General features: G+C 52.5%; 14 protein-coding genes. 6 read left to right on the top strand and 8 right to left on the bottom strand.

Annotated elements, in window-relative coordinates; all coding sequences use genetic code 11:
• On the top strand, positions 1-1,428 hold the full coding sequence (gene mdtD, locus AC534G_RS25195) for a multidrug transporter subunit MdtD (protein WP_038635809.1): 1,428 nt from the start codon (positions 1-3) through the stop codon (positions 1,426-1,428).
• Here mdtD and rbsR read toward each other — a convergent pair.
• The 7 genes from rbsR to kup all read right to left on the bottom strand — a co-directional run bounded on the left by rbsR (position 1,394) and on the right by kup (position 9,339).
• A complete protein-coding gene (gene rbsR, locus AC534G_RS25200) occupies positions 1,394-2,386 on the bottom strand; it encodes a ribose operon transcriptional repressor RbsR (protein WP_087857265.1) in 993 nt (330 codons plus the stop codon). The two genes, mdtD and rbsR, sit on opposite strands and share 35 nt — an antisense overlap.
• A 3-nt stretch (positions 2,387-2,389) precedes the next feature.
• Positions 2,390-3,319 carry a ribokinase gene (gene rbsK / locus AC534G_RS25205; RefSeq protein WP_038635803.1) on the bottom strand — a complete coding sequence of 310 codons (930 nt, stop codon included), beginning with the start codon at positions 3,317-3,319 and terminating at the stop codon, positions 2,390-2,392.
• 140 nt (positions 3,320-3,459) lie between these two features.
• Entirely contained in the window at positions 3,460-4,350 is an 891-nt protein-coding gene (gene rbsB, locus AC534G_RS25210; RefSeq protein ID WP_006687780.1) for a ribose ABC transporter substrate-binding protein RbsB, read from the bottom strand.
• Between the two features lie 24 nt (positions 4,351-4,374).
• On the bottom strand, positions 4,375-5,340 hold the full coding sequence (gene rbsC, locus AC534G_RS25215) for a ribose ABC transporter permease (protein WP_003023762.1): 966 nt from the start codon (positions 5,338-5,340) through the stop codon (positions 4,375-4,377).
• Between the two features lie 5 nt (positions 5,341-5,345).
• Entirely contained in the window at positions 5,346-6,851 is a 1,506-nt protein-coding gene (gene rbsA / locus AC534G_RS25220) for a ribose ABC transporter ATP-binding protein RbsA (protein WP_016157825.1), read from the bottom strand.
• Positions 6,852-6,858: 7 nt separating this feature from the next.
• Positions 6,859-7,278, bottom strand: coding sequence for a D-ribose pyranase (rbsD, locus tag AC534G_RS25225; protein WP_038635798.1), 420 nt, complete (start codon positions 7,276-7,278; stop codon positions 6,859-6,861).
• A gap of 192 nt (positions 7,279-7,470) precedes the next feature.
• Positions 7,471-9,339: a low affinity potassium transporter Kup gene (gene kup, locus AC534G_RS25230; protein WP_042311390.1), complete on the bottom strand. Its 1,869-nt coding sequence runs from the start codon at positions 9,337-9,339 to the stop codon at positions 7,471-7,473.
• A gap of 329 nt (positions 9,340-9,668) precedes the next feature.
• Between kup and ravA the strand changes: the two genes are divergently transcribed.
• Positions 9,669-11,165 (top strand): ATPase RavA, encoded by a 1,497-nt coding sequence (gene ravA, locus AC534G_RS25235; protein WP_038635792.1) that lies wholly within the window; start codon positions 9,669-9,671, stop codon positions 11,163-11,165.
• The gene (gene viaA, locus AC534G_RS25240) at positions 11,159-12,610 is read left to right on the top strand and encodes an ATPase RavA stimulator ViaA (protein ID WP_110496390.1); all 1,452 of its coding nucleotides are present in this window, start codon (positions 11,159-11,161) and stop codon (positions 12,608-12,610) included. Before ravA ends, viaA begins: the two co-directional genes overlap by 7 nt.
• 3 nt (positions 12,611-12,613) lie before the next feature.
• Here viaA and asnA read toward each other — a convergent pair whose 3' ends face one another.
• Entirely contained in the window at positions 12,614-13,606 is a 993-nt protein-coding gene (asnA, locus tag AC534G_RS25245; protein WP_069323645.1) for an aspartate--ammonia ligase, read from the bottom strand.
• 151 nt (positions 13,607-13,757) lie between these two features.
• Here asnA and asnC point away from each other — a divergent pair, with 151 nt between their 5' ends.
• The 3 genes from asnC (at position 13,758) to mnmG (ending at position 17,016) form a co-directional block, all read left to right on the top strand.
• Positions 13,758-14,216 (top strand): transcriptional regulator AsnC, encoded by a 459-nt coding sequence (asnC, locus tag AC534G_RS25250; RefSeq protein WP_003023780.1) that lies wholly within the window; start codon positions 13,758-13,760, stop codon positions 14,214-14,216.
• An 88-nt stretch (positions 14,217-14,304) separates the two neighbouring features.
• Positions 14,305-14,754 (top strand): FMN-binding protein MioC, encoded by a 450-nt coding sequence (mioC, locus tag AC534G_RS25255; RefSeq protein WP_038635783.1) that lies wholly within the window; start codon positions 14,305-14,307, stop codon positions 14,752-14,754.
• A gap of 372 nt (positions 14,755-15,126) precedes the next feature.
• Positions 15,127-17,016 carry a tRNA uridine-5-carboxymethylaminomethyl(34) synthesis enzyme MnmG gene (mnmG, locus tag AC534G_RS25260; RefSeq protein WP_038635780.1) on the top strand — a complete coding sequence of 630 codons (1,890 nt, stop codon included), beginning with the start codon at positions 15,127-15,129 and terminating at the stop codon, positions 17,014-17,016.
• The last annotated feature ends 94 nt before the right edge of the window (positions 17,017-17,110 follow it).

Consider the following 17,110-nt stretch of genomic DNA (forward strand, 5'->3'; position numbering starts at 1 on the left):
ATGTCAGAAAAGAAATCTCGCAGTATGGCCGGGCTGCCGTGGATAGCAGCCATGGCCTTTTTTATGCAGGCATTAGACGCCACTATCCTCAATACCGCTTTACCCGCAATAGCGCACAGCCTTAACCGCTCTCCACTCGCCATGCAGTCGGCTATTATCAGTTATACCCTGACGGTCGCCATGCTGATCCCGGTGAGTGGATGGCTGGCAGACAGGTTCGGTACCCGACGCGTCTTTATGATTGCCGTAAGCCTGTTTACGCTGGGCTCACTGGCTTGTGCGCTATCCAGTTCCTTAAGTGAATTGGTGGTTTTCCGCGTCATTCAGGGCATCGGCGGCGCGATGATGATGCCTGTTGCCCGTCTGGCTTTATTGCGAGCTTACCCGCGCAGCGAATTACTCCCTGTACTTAACTTCGTGACCATGCCTGGGCTTGTGGGCCCGATTTTAGGTCCGGTATTGGGCGGGGTTCTGGTCACGTGGGCCAGTTGGCACTGGATTTTCCTGATTAATATTCCCATTGGCGTGGCGGGTATCTTCTATGCACGTAAATATATGCCGAACTTCACCACGCCGCGCCGCGGCTTTGATATGACAGGTTTCTTCCTCTTTGGCCTGAGCCTGGTGTTGTTTTCCAGTGGTGTTGAGCTGTTTGGTGAGAAGCTTGTCGCTACCTGGGTCGCACTCAGCATTATTGTGACCAGTATTCTGTTGCTGCTTGCCTACATTCGTCACGCGCGTCGTCACCCAACGCCGCTGATATCGCTTCCCATATTTAAGACCAGAACCTTTTCCGTTGGGATCGCTGGAAACCTTGCCACGCGTCTGGGTACAGGATGTGTGCCGTTCTTAATGCCGCTGATGCTACAGGTAGGCTTTGGATATCCGGCGTTAATTGCGGGTTGCATGATGGCGCCAACGGCGCTGGGATCAATACTGGCAAAATCAATGGTGACGCAGGTGCTACGCCGACTCGGCTACAGAACGACACTGGTGGGTGTTACGGTGTTTATCGGACTGATGATTGCGCAATTCGCTTTGCAATCCCCTGCTATGCCGGTCTGGATGCTGATCCTGCCGTTGTTTATTTTAGGTATGGCGATGTCCACCCAGTTTACCTCAATGAATACCATCACTCTGGCGGACCTGACCGATGAGAACGCCAGCAGCGGTAACAGCGTGCTGGCCGTTACGCAGCAACTGTCGATCAGTTTAGGGGTCGCTATCAGCGCAGCCGTCCTGCGTATCTATGAAGGTATGGAAGGTACTAATACGGTTGAACAGTTCCATTACACCTTTATAACCATGGGCGCGATCACTATTGTCTCTGCGCTAATGTTTATGCTGCTAAAAGCCAAAGACGGACGTAACCTGATCAAAGATCGACACAAGCCTAAACCGACCCCCGCGCCATCAAAACAGGAGTAAGTTGCAGGCGTTGTTGCTGCAATGCGGGCTGCGCCATCCGGTGGATTAACACATCGATGGCCAGTTCGCCCAATTCATCTTTGGGTTGATGGATGGTCGTCAGCGGCGGCGTCATATAGCGTGCCAGTTCGATATCATCATAACCCACCACCGCCATATCCTGCGGAATGCGCAATCCTGACTGATACAATGCCTGATACGCTCCGACGGCCATTGCGTCGTTCCCGGTGAAAACGGCCTGCGGTCGCTGTTTATGTGACAACAACGTTTGCATAGCTTCAAAACCACCGCCGAACTCAAAGTCACCGGTGATCTCGTAACCTTCCGGGACCGGCAAGCCCGCTCGCTTCATGGCCGCCCGATATCCTTCCAGACGTAAACGCGCCGGTGTTTTATCCAGCGGCCCGGTAATACAGGCTATGCGCGTAAAACCTTTATCGATAAGATGCTGAGTGGCTAAGTCCCCGCCTAACAGAGAGTTATCCTGAATCAAATCGCTTTCGCCATCAAAGGGCGACCAGTCCATCATTACGGTAGGAATAGAAGGATAGCGTTGCATTATCTCTCTGGAAGGCTGGTGCGTTTCGGTGCAGAGCAGCAGCAAGCCATCCACCCGTTTTTGCATCAGCGTTTCCAGATTGCGGTTCATTCGCTGTTCATCGCCTTCGGTATTGCATAACACCAGGCTGTAACCGCGTTCAAAACAGCTACGTTCAACGCCACGAACCAGCTCGGAATAAAAAGGATTGGTACTGGCAGTGATTAACATGCCAATGGTGCGGGTCTGGTTTAGCTTGAGACTGCGCGCCAGTGCGGAGGGCGCATAGTTAAGCTCTTTAATTGCCGCTTCAACTTTGTCAGTGACAGACTCACTGACAAAGCGATCTTTATTAATGACGTGAGAAACCGTCGACGTAGAAACACCCGCCAGGCGGGCGACGTCCTTCATTGTAGCCAAGCGTTACCTCTGTTGACTTAAAAACGCTTCTATTTCTTCGCGCCATGGAACGGAAGGCTGCGCACCTTTACGGGTAACCGCAATCGCCGCAGCTGCATGGGCAAAACGGATCGCTTCAGGCAGCGGTGTCTCTTCCAGTAACGCTGTAATTAACGCGCCGTTAAAGGTATCCCCGGCAGCGATGGTATCAACGGCGTCCACTTTAAAACCAGGCACTCGGTGACCTTCACCATTCACGCTGGCCCACACTCCGCGACTACCTAAAGTAATCAATACAGTATGGATCCCTTTCGCGTGTAATGCCTGCGCCGCTTTGGCCGCATCTTCATCGTTTTCAACACGGATCCCCGTCAGCTTCTCAGCCTCGGTTTCATTCGGGGTAATAATATCCACCAGCGCCAGCAGTTCGTCAGAAAGTTCACGCGCCGGAGCCGGGTTAAGGGCGACCGTAGTCTTATTTTGCTGCGCAATTTTTGCCGCAGCCAGCACGCTTTCGATCGGCGACTCTAACTGCATCAGTAAGGCGGAGGCATGCGCAATGCGGTCGCGCTGCGCTTCCACCAGTGCAGGAGAAAGGGCTGCGTTCGCTCCGGCGTGAATGCCAATAACGTTCTCGCCATCACCATTCACAAAAATCAGTGCCACGCCGGTCGATTCCCCCGAAATGACGCTGATCGGCGCAATATCGATATTATCTTTGGCCAACTGTTTACGCACACTTTCGCCAATATCGTCGTCACCCGTACAGGCAATAAACGCGATGTTCGCGCCACTACGACCCGCAGCAACAGCCTGATTAGCGCCTTTTCCGCCAAATGCGACCTGATAATGGCTACCGGTTACGGTTTCACCAGGCGTTGGGAAAGATTTAAGGTTGAGGATGTGATCGGCATTGATGCTGCCAAGAACAACGAGGTTGCCTGCGGTTTTCATGTTCGGAGTGTCCAGTAAAGTGCGCCACCGGGTTAGGGTGGCGCGTGCCCTGCTTTTCTTTTTACGCTTTCATCTTCAGAACCAGGCCCTGGGATGGCGTATTTATGTCTCCATCAGGTCGCGAGCGACCTGAATCGGTGTTACTGCTTGATGACCAGCTTCAGATCAACCGGATATTTAGCCTGAACCTTCTCGCCTTTCAGAACCTTATCCGCAGTTTCCACGCCTTTCGCGCCGATCTGATCCGGCAACTGAGCAATGGTCGCAGCCAGTTTGCCATCATTTACTGCTTTTTCGCCATCTGGCGTGCCGTCAAATCCAACCACCATCACATCAGATTTACCCGCGGTTTGCAGTGCGCGTAGCGCACCCAGCGCCATTTCATCGTTCTGGGCAAATACGGCCTGCACGTCAGGATGTGCAGTCAGCAGGTTCTGCATGACGTTCAGACCCTTAGTGCGGTCGAAGTCTGCCGGCTGGCTGGCCAGTACGTTAAATTTGTGTGCCGCAACGGCTTGCTGGAAACCTTCGCCACGCTCACGCGCCGCTGAAGTACCGGCAATCCCTTGCAGTTCGATAACTTTCGCGCCTTCACCTGCTTTCTTCGCGATGTAATCACCCGCAATTTTACCGCCCAGCACGTTATCAGACGCAATGTGGCTGACCACATCACCTTTTGTCGCCTGACGATCCAGGGTAATAACCGGGATCTTCGCCTGGTTAGCCATCTTAACAGCGTTACCAACGGCATCAGAGTCAGTCGGGTTAATCAGCAGTATTTTAGTTCCACGAACCGTTAAGTCCTGAACGTTAGCCAGCTCTTTCGCCGGGTTGTTCTGTGAATCCAGAATCACCAGGTTATAGCCCAGCTTATCCGCCTCTTTTTGCGCGCCATCCTTCAGAGACACAAAGAACGGGTTATTGAGGGTGGAGACCACCAGCGCAATGGTATCTTTCGCCATCGCATTCGCGCTCACGGTGGCGCTCAGCGCAACAGCAGAAACCAGGGTAGCCAGTTTTTTCATGTTCATATTTAAGATGTCCTGTAATCGTTGTTACTGCTTTTTGTTGTCTACCAGTACCGCCAGCAAAATCACCACCGCTTTGACGATCATCTGGTAATAGGAGGATACACCTAACAAATTCAAACCATTATTGAGGAAACCGAGAATTAATGCGCCGATCAGCGTCCCAACAATACGTCCTTTACCGCCCGCCAGGCTGGTACCGCCTAACACCACCGCAGCGATAGCATCCAGCTCATAGCCAGTACCTGCCGTCGGCTGCGCAGAGGAGAGACGAGCCACTTCAATGATGCCCGCCAGCGATGCCAGCAGACCGCACAGGGAGTAAACGATAATTTTGATTTTACTCACGCTGATACCGGACAGACGCGTCGCCGCTTCGTTACCGCCCAGCGCATAGATGTAACGCCCCAGACGCGTATGGTGCAGCATGTACCACGCCGCCAGGAAGACAATCCCCATGATCCACACAGGCGTAGGCACGCCTAACGGACGACCAATACCAAACCAACCAAACAGATCGGCATTGTCAGTAAACCCGGTATTTACCGGACTGCCGTTGGTGTACACCATGGTCACACCGCGCAGCAGCAGCATCATCACCAACGTGGCGATAAACGCCTGCACGCGGCCTTTCGCGACAATGACCCCGGTTACTGCGCCAATGGCAGCGCCGAGCGCCAAAGCAGCGGCAACGGCCACCAGCGCATTGACTTCAATACCGACAATGGACGCTGCCACCGCACCGGTAAGCGCCAGCAAGGAACCGACGGACAGATCGATACCCGACGTCAGGATGACCAACGTCATGCCGACGGCCATGATGGCGTTTACCGACGTTTGCTGGAGAATGTTGAACAGATTATTAACGGTAAAAAAGTTGGGGCTCATGGTGGAAACAATCGCGATCAGCACTAACAGAGCGATGAGCGACTTTTGCTCCAGAAGCCATGCTTTAGTGAAATAACGGCGACCAGAAACAGCCTGGGTAGTCATCTTTTTTACTCCTGATTCACGCGATTAAGCTTGCCCACAGCGGCAGCCATTAATACTTCCTGAGTGGCCTGCTCGCGAGTGAATTCACCGCCGAGATGCCCTTCATGCATAACGATAATACGATCGCTCATACCCAATACTTCTGGCATCTCAGAGGAGACCAGAATGATGCTCAGCCCATCGGCCTTAAACTGGTTGATAAGCTGATAAATTTCTTTCTTAGCCCCAACGTCGACGCCGCGTGTTGGTTCATCGAGGATCAGGACTTTTGGTCGGGTCATCAGACCGCGCGCAATGGCCACTTTCTGCTGGTTACCGCCCGAGAGCAGGCCGATAGCCTGTTCCATCGATGGCGTTTTAACATTGAACAGACGAATAAAATCACCTACCGCCTGCTGCTCATCTTTATGCTTCAGGCTTCCACCTGCGCGGCTGAAATAGCGCAGCGCGGTCAATGACATGTTCTCTTTCACCGACATGCCCAGCACTAAGCCATCACGTTTACGGTCTTCAGAAATATAGACGATGCCGTTTGCAAGGCCATCTTGTGGCGAACGGGTGACAACTTCATGCCCATCAAGCGTGACGTAGCCGCTGGTGCGCGGCAATGCGCCATACAACACTTTCATCAGCTCGGTACGTCCGGCGCCCATCAGCCCCGATACGCCAAGGATCTCGCCTTTACGCAGCGTGAACGAAACATCGTTTACCCCTGGGCCGCACAGATTATCGACCTTCAGGCGAATATCGCCCGGCGCTTTTTCCAGACGCGGGTACTGATCTTCCAGCTTACGTCCCACCATCATTTCAATCAGTGAGTCTTCGGTCAGCGTTGCGACTTCACGCTCGGCAATAAACTGCCCGTCACGGAAGACGGTCACGTCATCACAGATTTCGAAGATCTCTTTCATACGGTGGGAGATATAGACAATGCCGCGCCCCTGCGATTTCAGCTCGCGGATAACGCGGAACAGGGATTCGGTTTCGGTATCGGTGAGCGCATCCGTCGGCTCATCCATAATGATGACCTTCGATTCAAAGCTCAGCACTTTAGCAATTTCGACCATTTGCTGATCGCCAATCGACAACTCACCGACCAGCCTGTCGCTTTTAAAGCGCAGATTGAGTTTGGCGAGCAGCAGATCGGCTTCGGCGTACATCTTCTTCCAGTCAATTTTGCCAAAGCGATTCACAAACTCACGGCCAAGAAAAATGTTCTCAGCGATAGTGAGTTGCGGGATCAGGTTCAATTCCTGGTGGATGATACCGATTCCGGCTTCCTGAGAGGATTTCGGGCCATTAAAGGTGGTCTCTTTCCCCAGCCACAATAAAGAGCCAGCATCACGGGTGTAGATCCCGGTCAGCACTTTCATCATGGTGGATTTGCCCGCGCCGTTTTCGCCCACCAGCGCCATTACGCGGCCTGGATAGACATTCAGCGCAGCGCCGGATAGCGCTTTTACGCCCGGGAACGCTTTATCGATCCCTTTGAGTTGCAGTAATGCGTTCATGATGGCCTCAGAACGTGACGCCAGCACAGAGAATGATATTCGCATACGGAGAACACTCTCCGCTGCGAATTACCGCCTGACTGTCTGCGGTTTGTTTTTTGAATTGTTCATGCGTGGTGTAACGAATTTCTATGGTGTTTCCCTGGTGTTGTTGCAGTTGCTCAATGTGGCTGAGCAACGTTTCGTGGAGTTGCGGATTATGTTGTTTAATTTCCGTCGCGAGAATGGCCGCCTCGACCTGCATTTCACGTGTAACCACATCCAGTACCTGCATAAAAGAAGGTACGCCCTGGGTTAATGCCATATCAATACGCGTTGTGCTATTCGGGATGGGTAAACCGGCATCACACACCACCAGCGTATCGGTATGTCCCAGACGGGAGATCACCGTTGAAATTTCAGAGTTGAGTACCGTGCCTTTCTTCATTTTCTTTCCCCACTAGCGAAACGTTTCGCTGAAGATAAGTGTAGTGCGAAGAATGGACAGAAAACCACCGCGACGTTACGAAAATGTGATCGCCATCGAAACGTTTCGCAAGGATTATCACTTGATGAAATGAAAACTGGGAGGGACAAAACAAAACGCCCCCTTTCGCGATGAAAGAGGGCGTCGATTGCCTTAAATCTCTACCTGAGTACCGAGCTCAATAACCCGGTTTGGTGGGATTTCAAACTGGTCCGGCGCGCGCAGCGCATTGCGCTGTAGCAGCAGATATAGCTTGCCGCGCAGACGCAAATACCATGGCCGTTTGCCGACAATCAGCGACTCGTGCGACATAAAGAAGGAGGTTTCCATCATCCGACAGCTTAAGCCTTCCAGACCGCAGCGATGGAACACTTCCTCAACGTTCGGCGTTTCACGCCAGCCGTAGCTGGCCACTACGCGCCAGAAGGTGGGCGATAACTGCTCAATCTGCACCCTACGCACGTTGTGCACGTATGGCGCATCTTCCGTACGCAGCGTCAGCAGAATCACGCGTTCATGCAGCACCTTGTTATGCTTGAGGTTATGCAGAAGCGCAAACGGGATGACGTTCAGCGCACGCGACATATATACCGCCGTTCCCGGCACGCGTACCGGTGGGGATTTCTCCAGAGAGGCAATCATCGCCTCCAGAGAGTTGCCGTGCTCATGCATGCGACGCAGCAGACGGAAACGCTCGCTTTTCCACGTAGTCATGATGGTGAACATCACCAGACCCAGCGTCAGAGGCAGCCAACCGCCGGAAATCAGTTTATCGAGGTTCGCGGAGAACAACGGAACATCGACGCACAAGAACGCCACCAGGATCAGGAAGACGAAGTATTTATTCCAGTGCCAGTTTTTGCGCGCCACGGTGGTAGACAGAATAGATGTCAGTACCATTGTCCCCGTTACCGCAATCCCGTACGCCGCGGCCAGATTACTGGAGTGTTCAAAGCTCACAATCACGATAACCACCGCAAAATAGAGCATCCAGTTAACGAAAGGAATGTAGATCTGACCCGATTCCATTTCCGAAGTATGAATGATCCGCATCGGCGACAAATACCCCAGACGCACGGCCTGACGCGTCAGCGAGAAGACACCGGAAATTACCGCCTGCGAAGCGATAACCGTTGCCAGCGCGGCAAGGATCAGGAGTGGTATCAATGCCCAGTCCGGCGCCAGCAGGAAAAACGGGTTTTTGATCGCTTCAGGATGCTTTAACAGCAGCGCCCCCTGACCAAAATAGTTCAGCACCAGCGAAGGCAATACCACCGAGAACCATGCCAGTCTAATCGGCAACTTACCGAAGTGCCCCATATCCGCATACAGTGCTTCAACACCGGTAATCGACAGCACTACAGCGCCCAGCGCAATAAAGGACAACGTTTTGAATTCGAGGAAGAAATGCACCGCCCAGTACGGATTTAGCGCCTGCAGTACCTCCGGATTACCAATAATACTGCGCACGCCTAATACCGCGAGCGTCAGGAACCACAGCAGCATAATCGGCGCAAACAGTTTACCAACCATGCCGGTACCGTGTTTTTGAATCATAAACAGCAGGGTCAGCACGATAATCGAGAGCGGAACAATCCAGGTATCCAGCTGCGGTGCAACAATCTCCAGACCTTCAATCGCCGACATCACTGAAATGGCTGGCGTAATCACCACTTCACCATAGAAGAAGCTGCCGCCAATCAACCCCATGATGACCAGCATCGAGGTTGTTCGCGCCGAGGTATTGCGCCCGGCCAATGACATCAACGTCAGGATCCCACCTTCCCCGGCGTTATCCGCACGCATGACAAACGTCAGATATTTAATGGAGACAACAAAGATCAGCAGCCAGAAAATCAGCGAGAGAAAACCAAACACAGCATCACGTTCAACGCCAAAACCAAACTGGCCAGACAAACATTCACGAAGCGTATAAAGTGGGCTGGTACCAATATCACCGTAGACAACCCCAATGGCCGCAAGGGTAATCGCAGACAATGATTGTTTATTATCAGTGCTCATAGACTCGTCTTTCGTTTATACACATCATCATTCAAGCCACTCCGTGTGGGTTGCATTCGTTATTCCCCCCATCCCAGAAGAAAACTCCATTGCCGCCTTGGTGCAGTATGATTGATATGGTGTATATATAAGAAATGTGTGCGTCGTCCCTTGGCCCACAAAAAGGCGCACAGTATGCACGATTAATCATAAAATCGTACCCCTAAATGAGACCAGATTAATCTGGCTCAAAGAAAAATAAGCGCACCTTCAGTCTATTACTGCACTGGTGTGAAGCATCTATACTCGCAGTTTATGCAGCACATTTGGCGAAAGGACGCCACTTCATTATGGCTCACCCACATTTATTAGCGGAAAGAATTTCCCGTCTGAGCAATGCGCTGGAAAAGGGACTTTATGAACGTAGCCACGCCATTCGCCTTTGCCTGCTGGCTGCTCTAAGCGGCGAGAGCGTATTCTTATTAGGTCCTCCAGGGATCGCAAAAAGCTTAATTGCCCGTCGACTGAAGTTTGCTTTTCAAAACGCCCGCGCTTTCGAATACCTGATGACGCGCTTCTCTACGCCGGAAGAAGTGTTTGGGCCGCTGTCTATCCAGGCGCTGAAAGACGAAGGTCGCTATGAACGCTTAACGGCGGGCTATTTACCCGAAGCTGAAATTGTCTTTCTCGATGAAATCTGGAAAGCAGGCCCGGCCATTCTCAACACCCTGTTGACCGCTATTAACGAACGGCATTTTCGTAACGGCGCGCATGAAGAGAAAATCCCGATGCGTCTGCTGGTGGCAGCCTCCAACGAACTGCCTGAAGCAGACAGCAGCCTGGAAGCCCTGTACGACCGTATGCTGATCCGCCTGTGGCTGGATAAAGTTCAGGACAAGGCCAACTTCCGCTCCATGCTGTTAAGCCAGCAGGATGAAAGTGACAACCCTGTCCCGGCGTCGTTACAGGTGACAGATGAAGAGTATTACCAGTGGCAAAAGGACATTGGCGCCATCAAGCTTCCCGATCGCGTCTTTGAGCTTATTTTCACACTGCGCCAACAGCTAGACGCATTACCGAATGCCCCCTATGTATCCGATCGCCGCTGGAAAAAAGCTATCCGCTTACTCCAGGCCAGCGCCTTCTTCAGCGGACGTGATGCGGTCGTGCCTATCGACCTGATCCTGTTGAAAGATTGCCTGTGGTACGACGCGCAAAGCCTGAATCTGATGCAACAGCAGCTTGAAATTTTGATGACCGGACACGCCTGGCAGCAGCAAGCCATGCTGACGCGTCTGGCCAGCATTGTGCAGCGCCGTATCCAGCTCCAGCAGCAGCAAAGCGACAAAACGGCATTCACGGTGATCCGTCAGGGCGGCATGTTCAGCCGTCGTCCTCATTATGATTTACCGCCGGAAGCCACTTCTTCAGTCGTGACATTACTGCTGCAAAAACCCTTAAAACTGCATGATATGGAAGTTATCCATATTGCTTTCGAACGGGGAGCGCTGGAACAGTGGCTAACCAAAGGCGGTGAGATCCGCGGAAAATTAAACGGGATCGGCTTCGCCCAAACGCTGAACATGGAAGTCGATAGCGCACAGCACCTGGTTGTGCGCGACGTCAGTTTGCAAGGCTCTCGTCTGGCGCTGCCCGGTGCATCGCAAGAGAGTATGCCTGATGAGATAAAACAGCAGCTTGAAGCACTTGATAACGAGTGGCACCAGCAGCACAGTGCATTCAGCGAACAGCAAAAATGTCTGTTTATTCATAGCGACTGGTTAGGCCGCATTGAGGCCAGCCTGCAGGATGTCGGGGCACAAATCCGCCAGGCGCAACAATGCTAACCCTTGATACGCTCAATATCATGCTGGCAGTCAGTGAAGAGGCGATGATCGAAGAGATGATCGTCGCCCTGCTGGCTTCTCCAAAGATGGTGGTGTTTTTTAAAAAGTTTCCTCGCCTTAAAAAAGCGATTACTGACGATATTCCCCGCTGGCGCGAGTCACTGCGCGGCCGCCTTAAAGATACCCATGTACCGCCGGAGTTGACGGAAGAGGTCATTTGTTACCAACAAAGCCAGCTCCTCTCTCATGCGCAGTTTATGGTCCAGCTCCCGCAAATATTGGCGCTATTACACCGCCTCCATTCGCCGTGGGCCGGGCAAGCGCAGCAACTGGTTGATGACAACAGTACCTTTACGCCCGCCCTGCATACGCTTTTTCTCCAGCGCTGGCGCCTGAGTCTGGTGGTGCAAACTACAACGCTGAATCAGCAACTGCTGGAAGATGAGCGTGAACATTTACTTAGTGAAGTTCAGGAACGGATGACCCTCAGCGGGCAACTGGAACCCGTTCTGGCAGAAAACGACAACGCCGCAGGCCGGTTATGGGATATGAGCGCAGGTCAAATCAAGCGCGGCGATTATCAACTGATGGTGAAATATGGCGAATTCCTGACGCAACAACCCGAACTCCAGCGTCTGGCTGAACAGTTAGGCCGTTCCAGAGAGGCCAAATCTGTGCCGCGTAAAGATGCGCCCATGGAGACCTTCCGTACCCTTGTGCGGGAACCCGCCACCGTCCCGGAACAGGTGGATGGCATCCAGCAAAGCGACGACATCCTGCGCCTGTTGCCGCCGGAACTGGCCACACTGGGCATTACTGAACTGGAATACGAGTTCTACCGACGGCTGGTGGAAAAGCAGCTGTTGACCTATCGTCTGCACGGCGAGGCATGGCGCGAGAAAGTAACGGAACGTCCGGTGGTGCATCAGGATTTTGACGAGCAGCCGCGCGGACCGTTTATTGTTTGCGTTGATACGTCGGGATCAATGGGCGGTTTTAATGAGCAATGTGCAAAAGCCTTTTGCCTGGCGCTAATGCGCGTCGCCCTGGCCGATAACCGGCGCTGTTTCATTATGCTGTTTTCAACAGAAGTGGTGCGCTATGAGCTGTCTGGTCCGGAAGGCATTGAACAAGCGATCCGTTTTTTAAGCCAGCGTTTTCGCGGCGGTACCGATATTGCCAGCTGCTTTCGCGCCATTATTGAGCGCATGCAGGGCCGGGAATGGTTTGATGCCGATGCGGTGGTGATCTCTGATTTTATCGCTCAGCGATTGCCCGATGAGGTCGTCAATAAAGTGGGTGAATTACAGCGGGTGCACCAGCATCGTTTTCATGCGGTGGCGATGTCAGCACACGGCAAACCCGGCATCATGCGCATTTTCGATCATATCTGGCGCTTTGATACCGGGATGCGAAGCCGCCTGCTCAGACGCTGGCGGCGTTAATTATTACAGCAGGGAAGAAACGCTTTCACGTACCTGTGCCGGCCACACGCCACACTGCACCTGACCAATGTGCGGTAATTGCAGCAGCAGCATGGTCAAACGCGACTGTCCAATGCCGCCACCGATTGTCTGCGGCATTTCACCACGCAGCAGCGCCTGGTGCCATTCCAGACTCAGACGATCTTCATCACCGGTCAATGAAAGCTGGTGTTTAAGGGTGTCGGCATCCACACGGATCCCCATCGAAGACAGCTCAAACGCATCTTCCAGAACCGGGTTCCACACCAGAATATCACCGTTCAGACCGGCGTGACCCAGCTCAGACGCTGAGCTCCAGTCATCATAATCCGGCGCGCGTACATCGTGACGGTGACCGTCACTGAGCTTGCCGCCGATCCCTACCAGAAATACTGCGCCCAGTTCTTTCGCGATCGCACGTTCACGACCTTTCGCGTCAAGATCCGGATAACGAGATAACAGCTCCTGGCTATGAACAAAGTGGATCTGCTCTGGCAGGAACGGTGCCAGACCAAACTCTTTACTAACCGCAGCCTCGGTGGCCTTAATTCCCGCCCAGATAGCCTCTACCGTGCTTTTCAGAGTGGAGAATTGACGCTCGCCGTCGCCCATCACGCGCTCCCAGTCCCACTGGTCAACATACACTGAGTGCAGTGGGGAGAGGCGATCTTCATCGGGACGCAGGGCCTTCATGTGCGTGTACAACCCTTCGCCTGCGCTAAAGTCGTGTTGTCCTAACGTTTGACGCTTCCACTTCGCCAGTGAATGAACCACTTCGAATTGAGCGTCCGGCAATGCTTTAACCTTCACCTGCACCGCTTTTTCACAGCCCGACAAGTTATCTTGCGTGCCATCTCCTACGCGGCTGAGGATCGGAGCCTGAACTTCGATCAGACCTAAACGCTCTTCCAGCTGACGAGAAAAATGAGATTTTACGAAGCTAATTTGACGTTGTTTGGCAATGTAAGCGGTTTTCATTATGTGTACTCCTGTGTCCTGTTGCCTATGATTAAGCAACAGAATGGAGGTAATATTCAATAATCAACAAACAAAAAGCCGACTTCGATTTTGATTCGTTAAAACTAACGTCTAAAATAAAAAGAATCATTAATCTACATAAGAAAAAACTATGGAAAATTATCAGATCGACAATCTGGACCGCGGCATTCTTGATGCCCTGATGGAAAATGCTCGCACCGCCTACGCAGAATTGGCCAAACAGTTTGGCGTTAGTCCGGGGACAATTCACGTTCGCGTAGAAAAGATGAAGCAGGCCGGGATCATCACCGGTGCGCGTATTGATGTCAGTCCCAAACAGTTGGGTTATGACGTCGGCTGCTTTATCGGCATCATTCTGAAAAGCGCGAAGGACTATCCGTCAGCGCTGGCCAGACTGGAAAGCCTTGACGAAGTGACCGAAGCCTATTACACCACCGGCCACTACAGCATCTTTATTAAGGTGATGTGCAAGTCGATCGACGCGCTGCAACAGGTACTTATCAACAAGATCCAAACAATTGATGAAATTCAGTCCACTGAAACCCTGATCGTCCTGCAGAACCCGATCATGCGTACCATCAAGCCATGATCATTTTTTTTAATCCCACATTTTTCCACAGGTAGATCCCAGCTCGCTCACAGCGTACAATGCGCCTTCTTTATAAAGGTGGGCGAGCATGGCAGACATCACTCTTATCAGCGGCAGCACGCTTGGCAGTGCGGAATATGTAGCAGAACATCTGGCTGAAAAGCTGGACGACGCCGGTTTTTCCAGCGAAATACTGCATGGACCAATGCTGGATGAGGTTCCGGCTGAAGGGATCTGGCTGATTATCAGCTCCACACACGGTGCTGGAGACATTCCTGACAACCTGCAGCCTTTATATGATGCGTTACGCGAACAAAAACCGGACCTGTCGCAAGTAAACTTCGGCGCAATCGGCATCGGCAGTCGTGAATATGACACTTTTTGCGGCGCAATCGACAAGCTGGAAGCAGAACTGAAAGCCTGTGGGGCAAAACAGATCGGCGAAACGCTTAAGATCAACGTGCTGGAACATGAAATTCCGGAAGATCCGGCTGAAATTTGGCTGGGATCCTGGCATCCATTGCTCAGAGATTTGTAAAGATCATACTTTTTTATGTGGATAACTCTGGTTAAAAGCTTGGATCAACCGGTAGTTATCCAAAGAATAACGGCTGTTCAGTTTTTGAGTTGTGTATAACCCTTCATTCTGATCCCAGCTTATACGGACCAGGATCACCGATCATTCACAGCTAATGATCCTCAGCAACCTGTTGATCTTATTCAAAGGATCGTCCTTATCCACAGAGAGGGGCGATCCTAATAAGAGATCACAATAAAACAGATCTCTAAATAAAAAGATCTTCTTTTTAATACCCAGGATCCCAGGTCTTTCTCGATCGACTAAAGTTGAGTAGAATCCACGGCCCGGGCTTCAATCCATTTTCACACCGCGTTATGCGAGGCAATTACCATGTTTTATCAGGATCCTTTTGACGTCATCATCATTGGCGGGGGTCATGCAGGCACCGAGGCCGCAATGGCCGCGGCGCGAATGGGACAACAGACCCTGCTTTTGACACACAATATCGACACACTGGGGCAGATGAGCTGCAACCCGGCGATTGGCGGTATTGGGAAGGGACACCTGGTAAAAGAAGTGGATGCGCTTGGTGGATTGATGGCAAAAGCGATCGACCACGCAGGTATCCAGTTTAGGATACTAAACGCAAGCAAAGGGCCAGCCGTTCGCGCTACCCGAGCTCAGGCCGATCGTGTGCTCTATCGTCAGGCAGTACGCACCGCGCTGGAGAATCAACCCAACCTGATGATCTTCCAGCAAGCGGTTGAAGATCTGATTGTTGAAAACGATCGTGTCGTGGGTGCCGTAACCCAAATGGGACTGAAGTTCCGTGCCAAAGCGGTCGTATTAACCGTGGGGACTTTCCTCGACGGCAAAATCCATATTGGTCTGGACAACTACAGCGGCGGCCGTGCTGGCGATCCGCCGTCTATTCCGCTGTCACGCCGTCTGCGTGAACTACCGCTGCGCGTCAGCCGCCTGAAAACCGGTACGCCACCGCGTATTGATGCACGTACTATCGATTTCAGCGTACTGGGTCAACAAAACAGCGACAACCCGATGCCGGTCTTCTCATTCCTGGGCGACGCTTCCCAGCATCCGCGCCAGATGCCGTGTTACATCACGCATACCAATGAGAAAACCCATGACGTGATCCGTAATAATCTCGATCGTAGCCCAATGTATGCCGGCGTAATCGAAGGTATCGGCCCGCGCTACTGCCCGTCGATCGAAGACAAAGTGATGCGCTTTGCCGATCGCAACCAGCATCAGATCTTCCTCGAACCGGAAGGACTGACCTCTAACGAAATTTACCCGAACGGCATCTCCACCAGCCTGCCGTTCGATGTACAGATGCAAATTGTCCGATCCATGCAGGGGATGGAAAACGCCCGTATCGTTCGCCCTGGCTATGCGATTGAGTACGATTTCTTCGATCCGCGCGACCTGAAACCCACTCTGGAAAGCAAATTCATCCAGGGCTTGTTCTTTGCAGGCCAGATTAACGGTACAACCGGTTACGAAGAAGCCGCCGCCCAAGGGATGCTGGCAGGTCTCAACGCCGCACGCTTGTCTGCTGAGAAAGACGGCTGGGCACCGCGTCGCGATCAGGCTTACCTTGGCGTGCTGGTCGACGATCTGTGCACGCTGGGAACCAAAGAACCGTACCGCATGTTTACCTCACGTGCTGAATACCGCTTGATGCTGCGTGAAGATAACGCCGACCTGCGTCTGACCGAAATTGGGCGTGAACTGGGTCTGGTGGACGATGAGCGTTGGGCTCGCTTCAACGAAAAGCTGGAGCGCATTGAACAAGAACGTCAGCGTCTCAAATCAACCTGGGTAAACCCGTTAGCGGAATCTGCAGCCGAAGTGAATGCTCACCTGGCAACACCTTTATCTCGTGAGGCCAGCGGTGAAGATCTCCTGCGTCGCCCGGATATGACCTATGCTCAGTTGACCTCTTTATCTGCATTCGCGCCGGCGCTGGATGATGCTCAGGCCGCGGAACAGGTTGAGATTCAGGTGAAATACGAAGGATATATCGCTCGTCAGCAGGAAGAAATCGAAAGACAACAGCGTAATGAGAATACCCTGTTGCCTGCAACGCTGGATTATCGCCAGGTCTCGGGCTTGTCGAATGAAGTCATCGCCAAACTGAACGATCACAAACCGGTATCGATCGGCCAGGCATCGCGCATTTCTGGCGTAACGCCTGCCGCCATCTCCATTCTGCTGGTATGGCTGAAAAAACAAGGTATGCTGCGCCGCAGCGCTTGATAACACTAATTTGGCGGGAGCGCTTCGCTTGTCCGCCCTACAAATTTGTAGGCCCGATAAGCGATAGCGCATCGGGCATTTGATTATTAACAGG

The organism is Citrobacter sp. CRE-46, assembly GCF_059615875.1.

Coding starts and splice junctions, on each gene's coding strand:
- mdtD (WP_038635809.1), top strand. CDS start 1: ATGTCAGAAAAGAAATCTCGCAGTATGGCCGGGCTGCCGTGGATAGCA.
- rbsK (WP_038635803.1), bottom strand. CDS start 3,319: ATGAAAACCGCAGGCAACCTCGTTGTTCTTGGCAGCATCAATGCCGAT.
- rbsB (WP_006687780.1), bottom strand. CDS start 4,350: ATGAACATGAAAAAACTGGCTACCCTGGTTTCTGCTGTTGCGCTGAGC.
- rbsC (WP_003023762.1), bottom strand. CDS start 5,340: ATGACTACCCAGGCTGTTTCTGGTCGCCGTTATTTCACTAAAGCATGG.
- rbsA (WP_016157825.1), bottom strand. CDS start 6,851: ATGAACGCATTACTGCAACTCAAAGGGATCGATAAAGCGTTCCCGGGC.
- rbsD (WP_038635798.1), bottom strand. CDS start 7,278: ATGAAGAAAGGCACGGTACTCAACTCTGAAATTTCAACGGTGATCTCC.
- kup (WP_042311390.1), bottom strand. CDS start 9,339: ATGAGCACTGATAATAAACAATCATTGTCTGCGATTACCCTTGCGGCC.
- ravA (WP_038635792.1), top strand. CDS start 9,669: ATGGCTCACCCACATTTATTAGCGGAAAGAATTTCCCGTCTGAGCAAT.
- viaA (WP_110496390.1), top strand. CDS start 11,159: ATGCTAACCCTTGATACGCTCAATATCATGCTGGCAGTCAGTGAAGAG.
- asnA (WP_069323645.1), bottom strand. CDS start 13,606: ATGAAAACCGCTTACATTGCCAAACAACGTCAAATTAGCTTCGTAAAA.
- asnC (WP_003023780.1), top strand. CDS start 13,758: ATGGAAAATTATCAGATCGACAATCTGGACCGCGGCATTCTTGATGCC.
- mioC (WP_038635783.1), top strand. CDS start 14,305: ATGGCAGACATCACTCTTATCAGCGGCAGCACGCTTGGCAGTGCGGAA.
- mnmG (WP_038635780.1), top strand. CDS start 15,127: ATGTTTTATCAGGATCCTTTTGACGTCATCATCATTGGCGGGGGTCAT.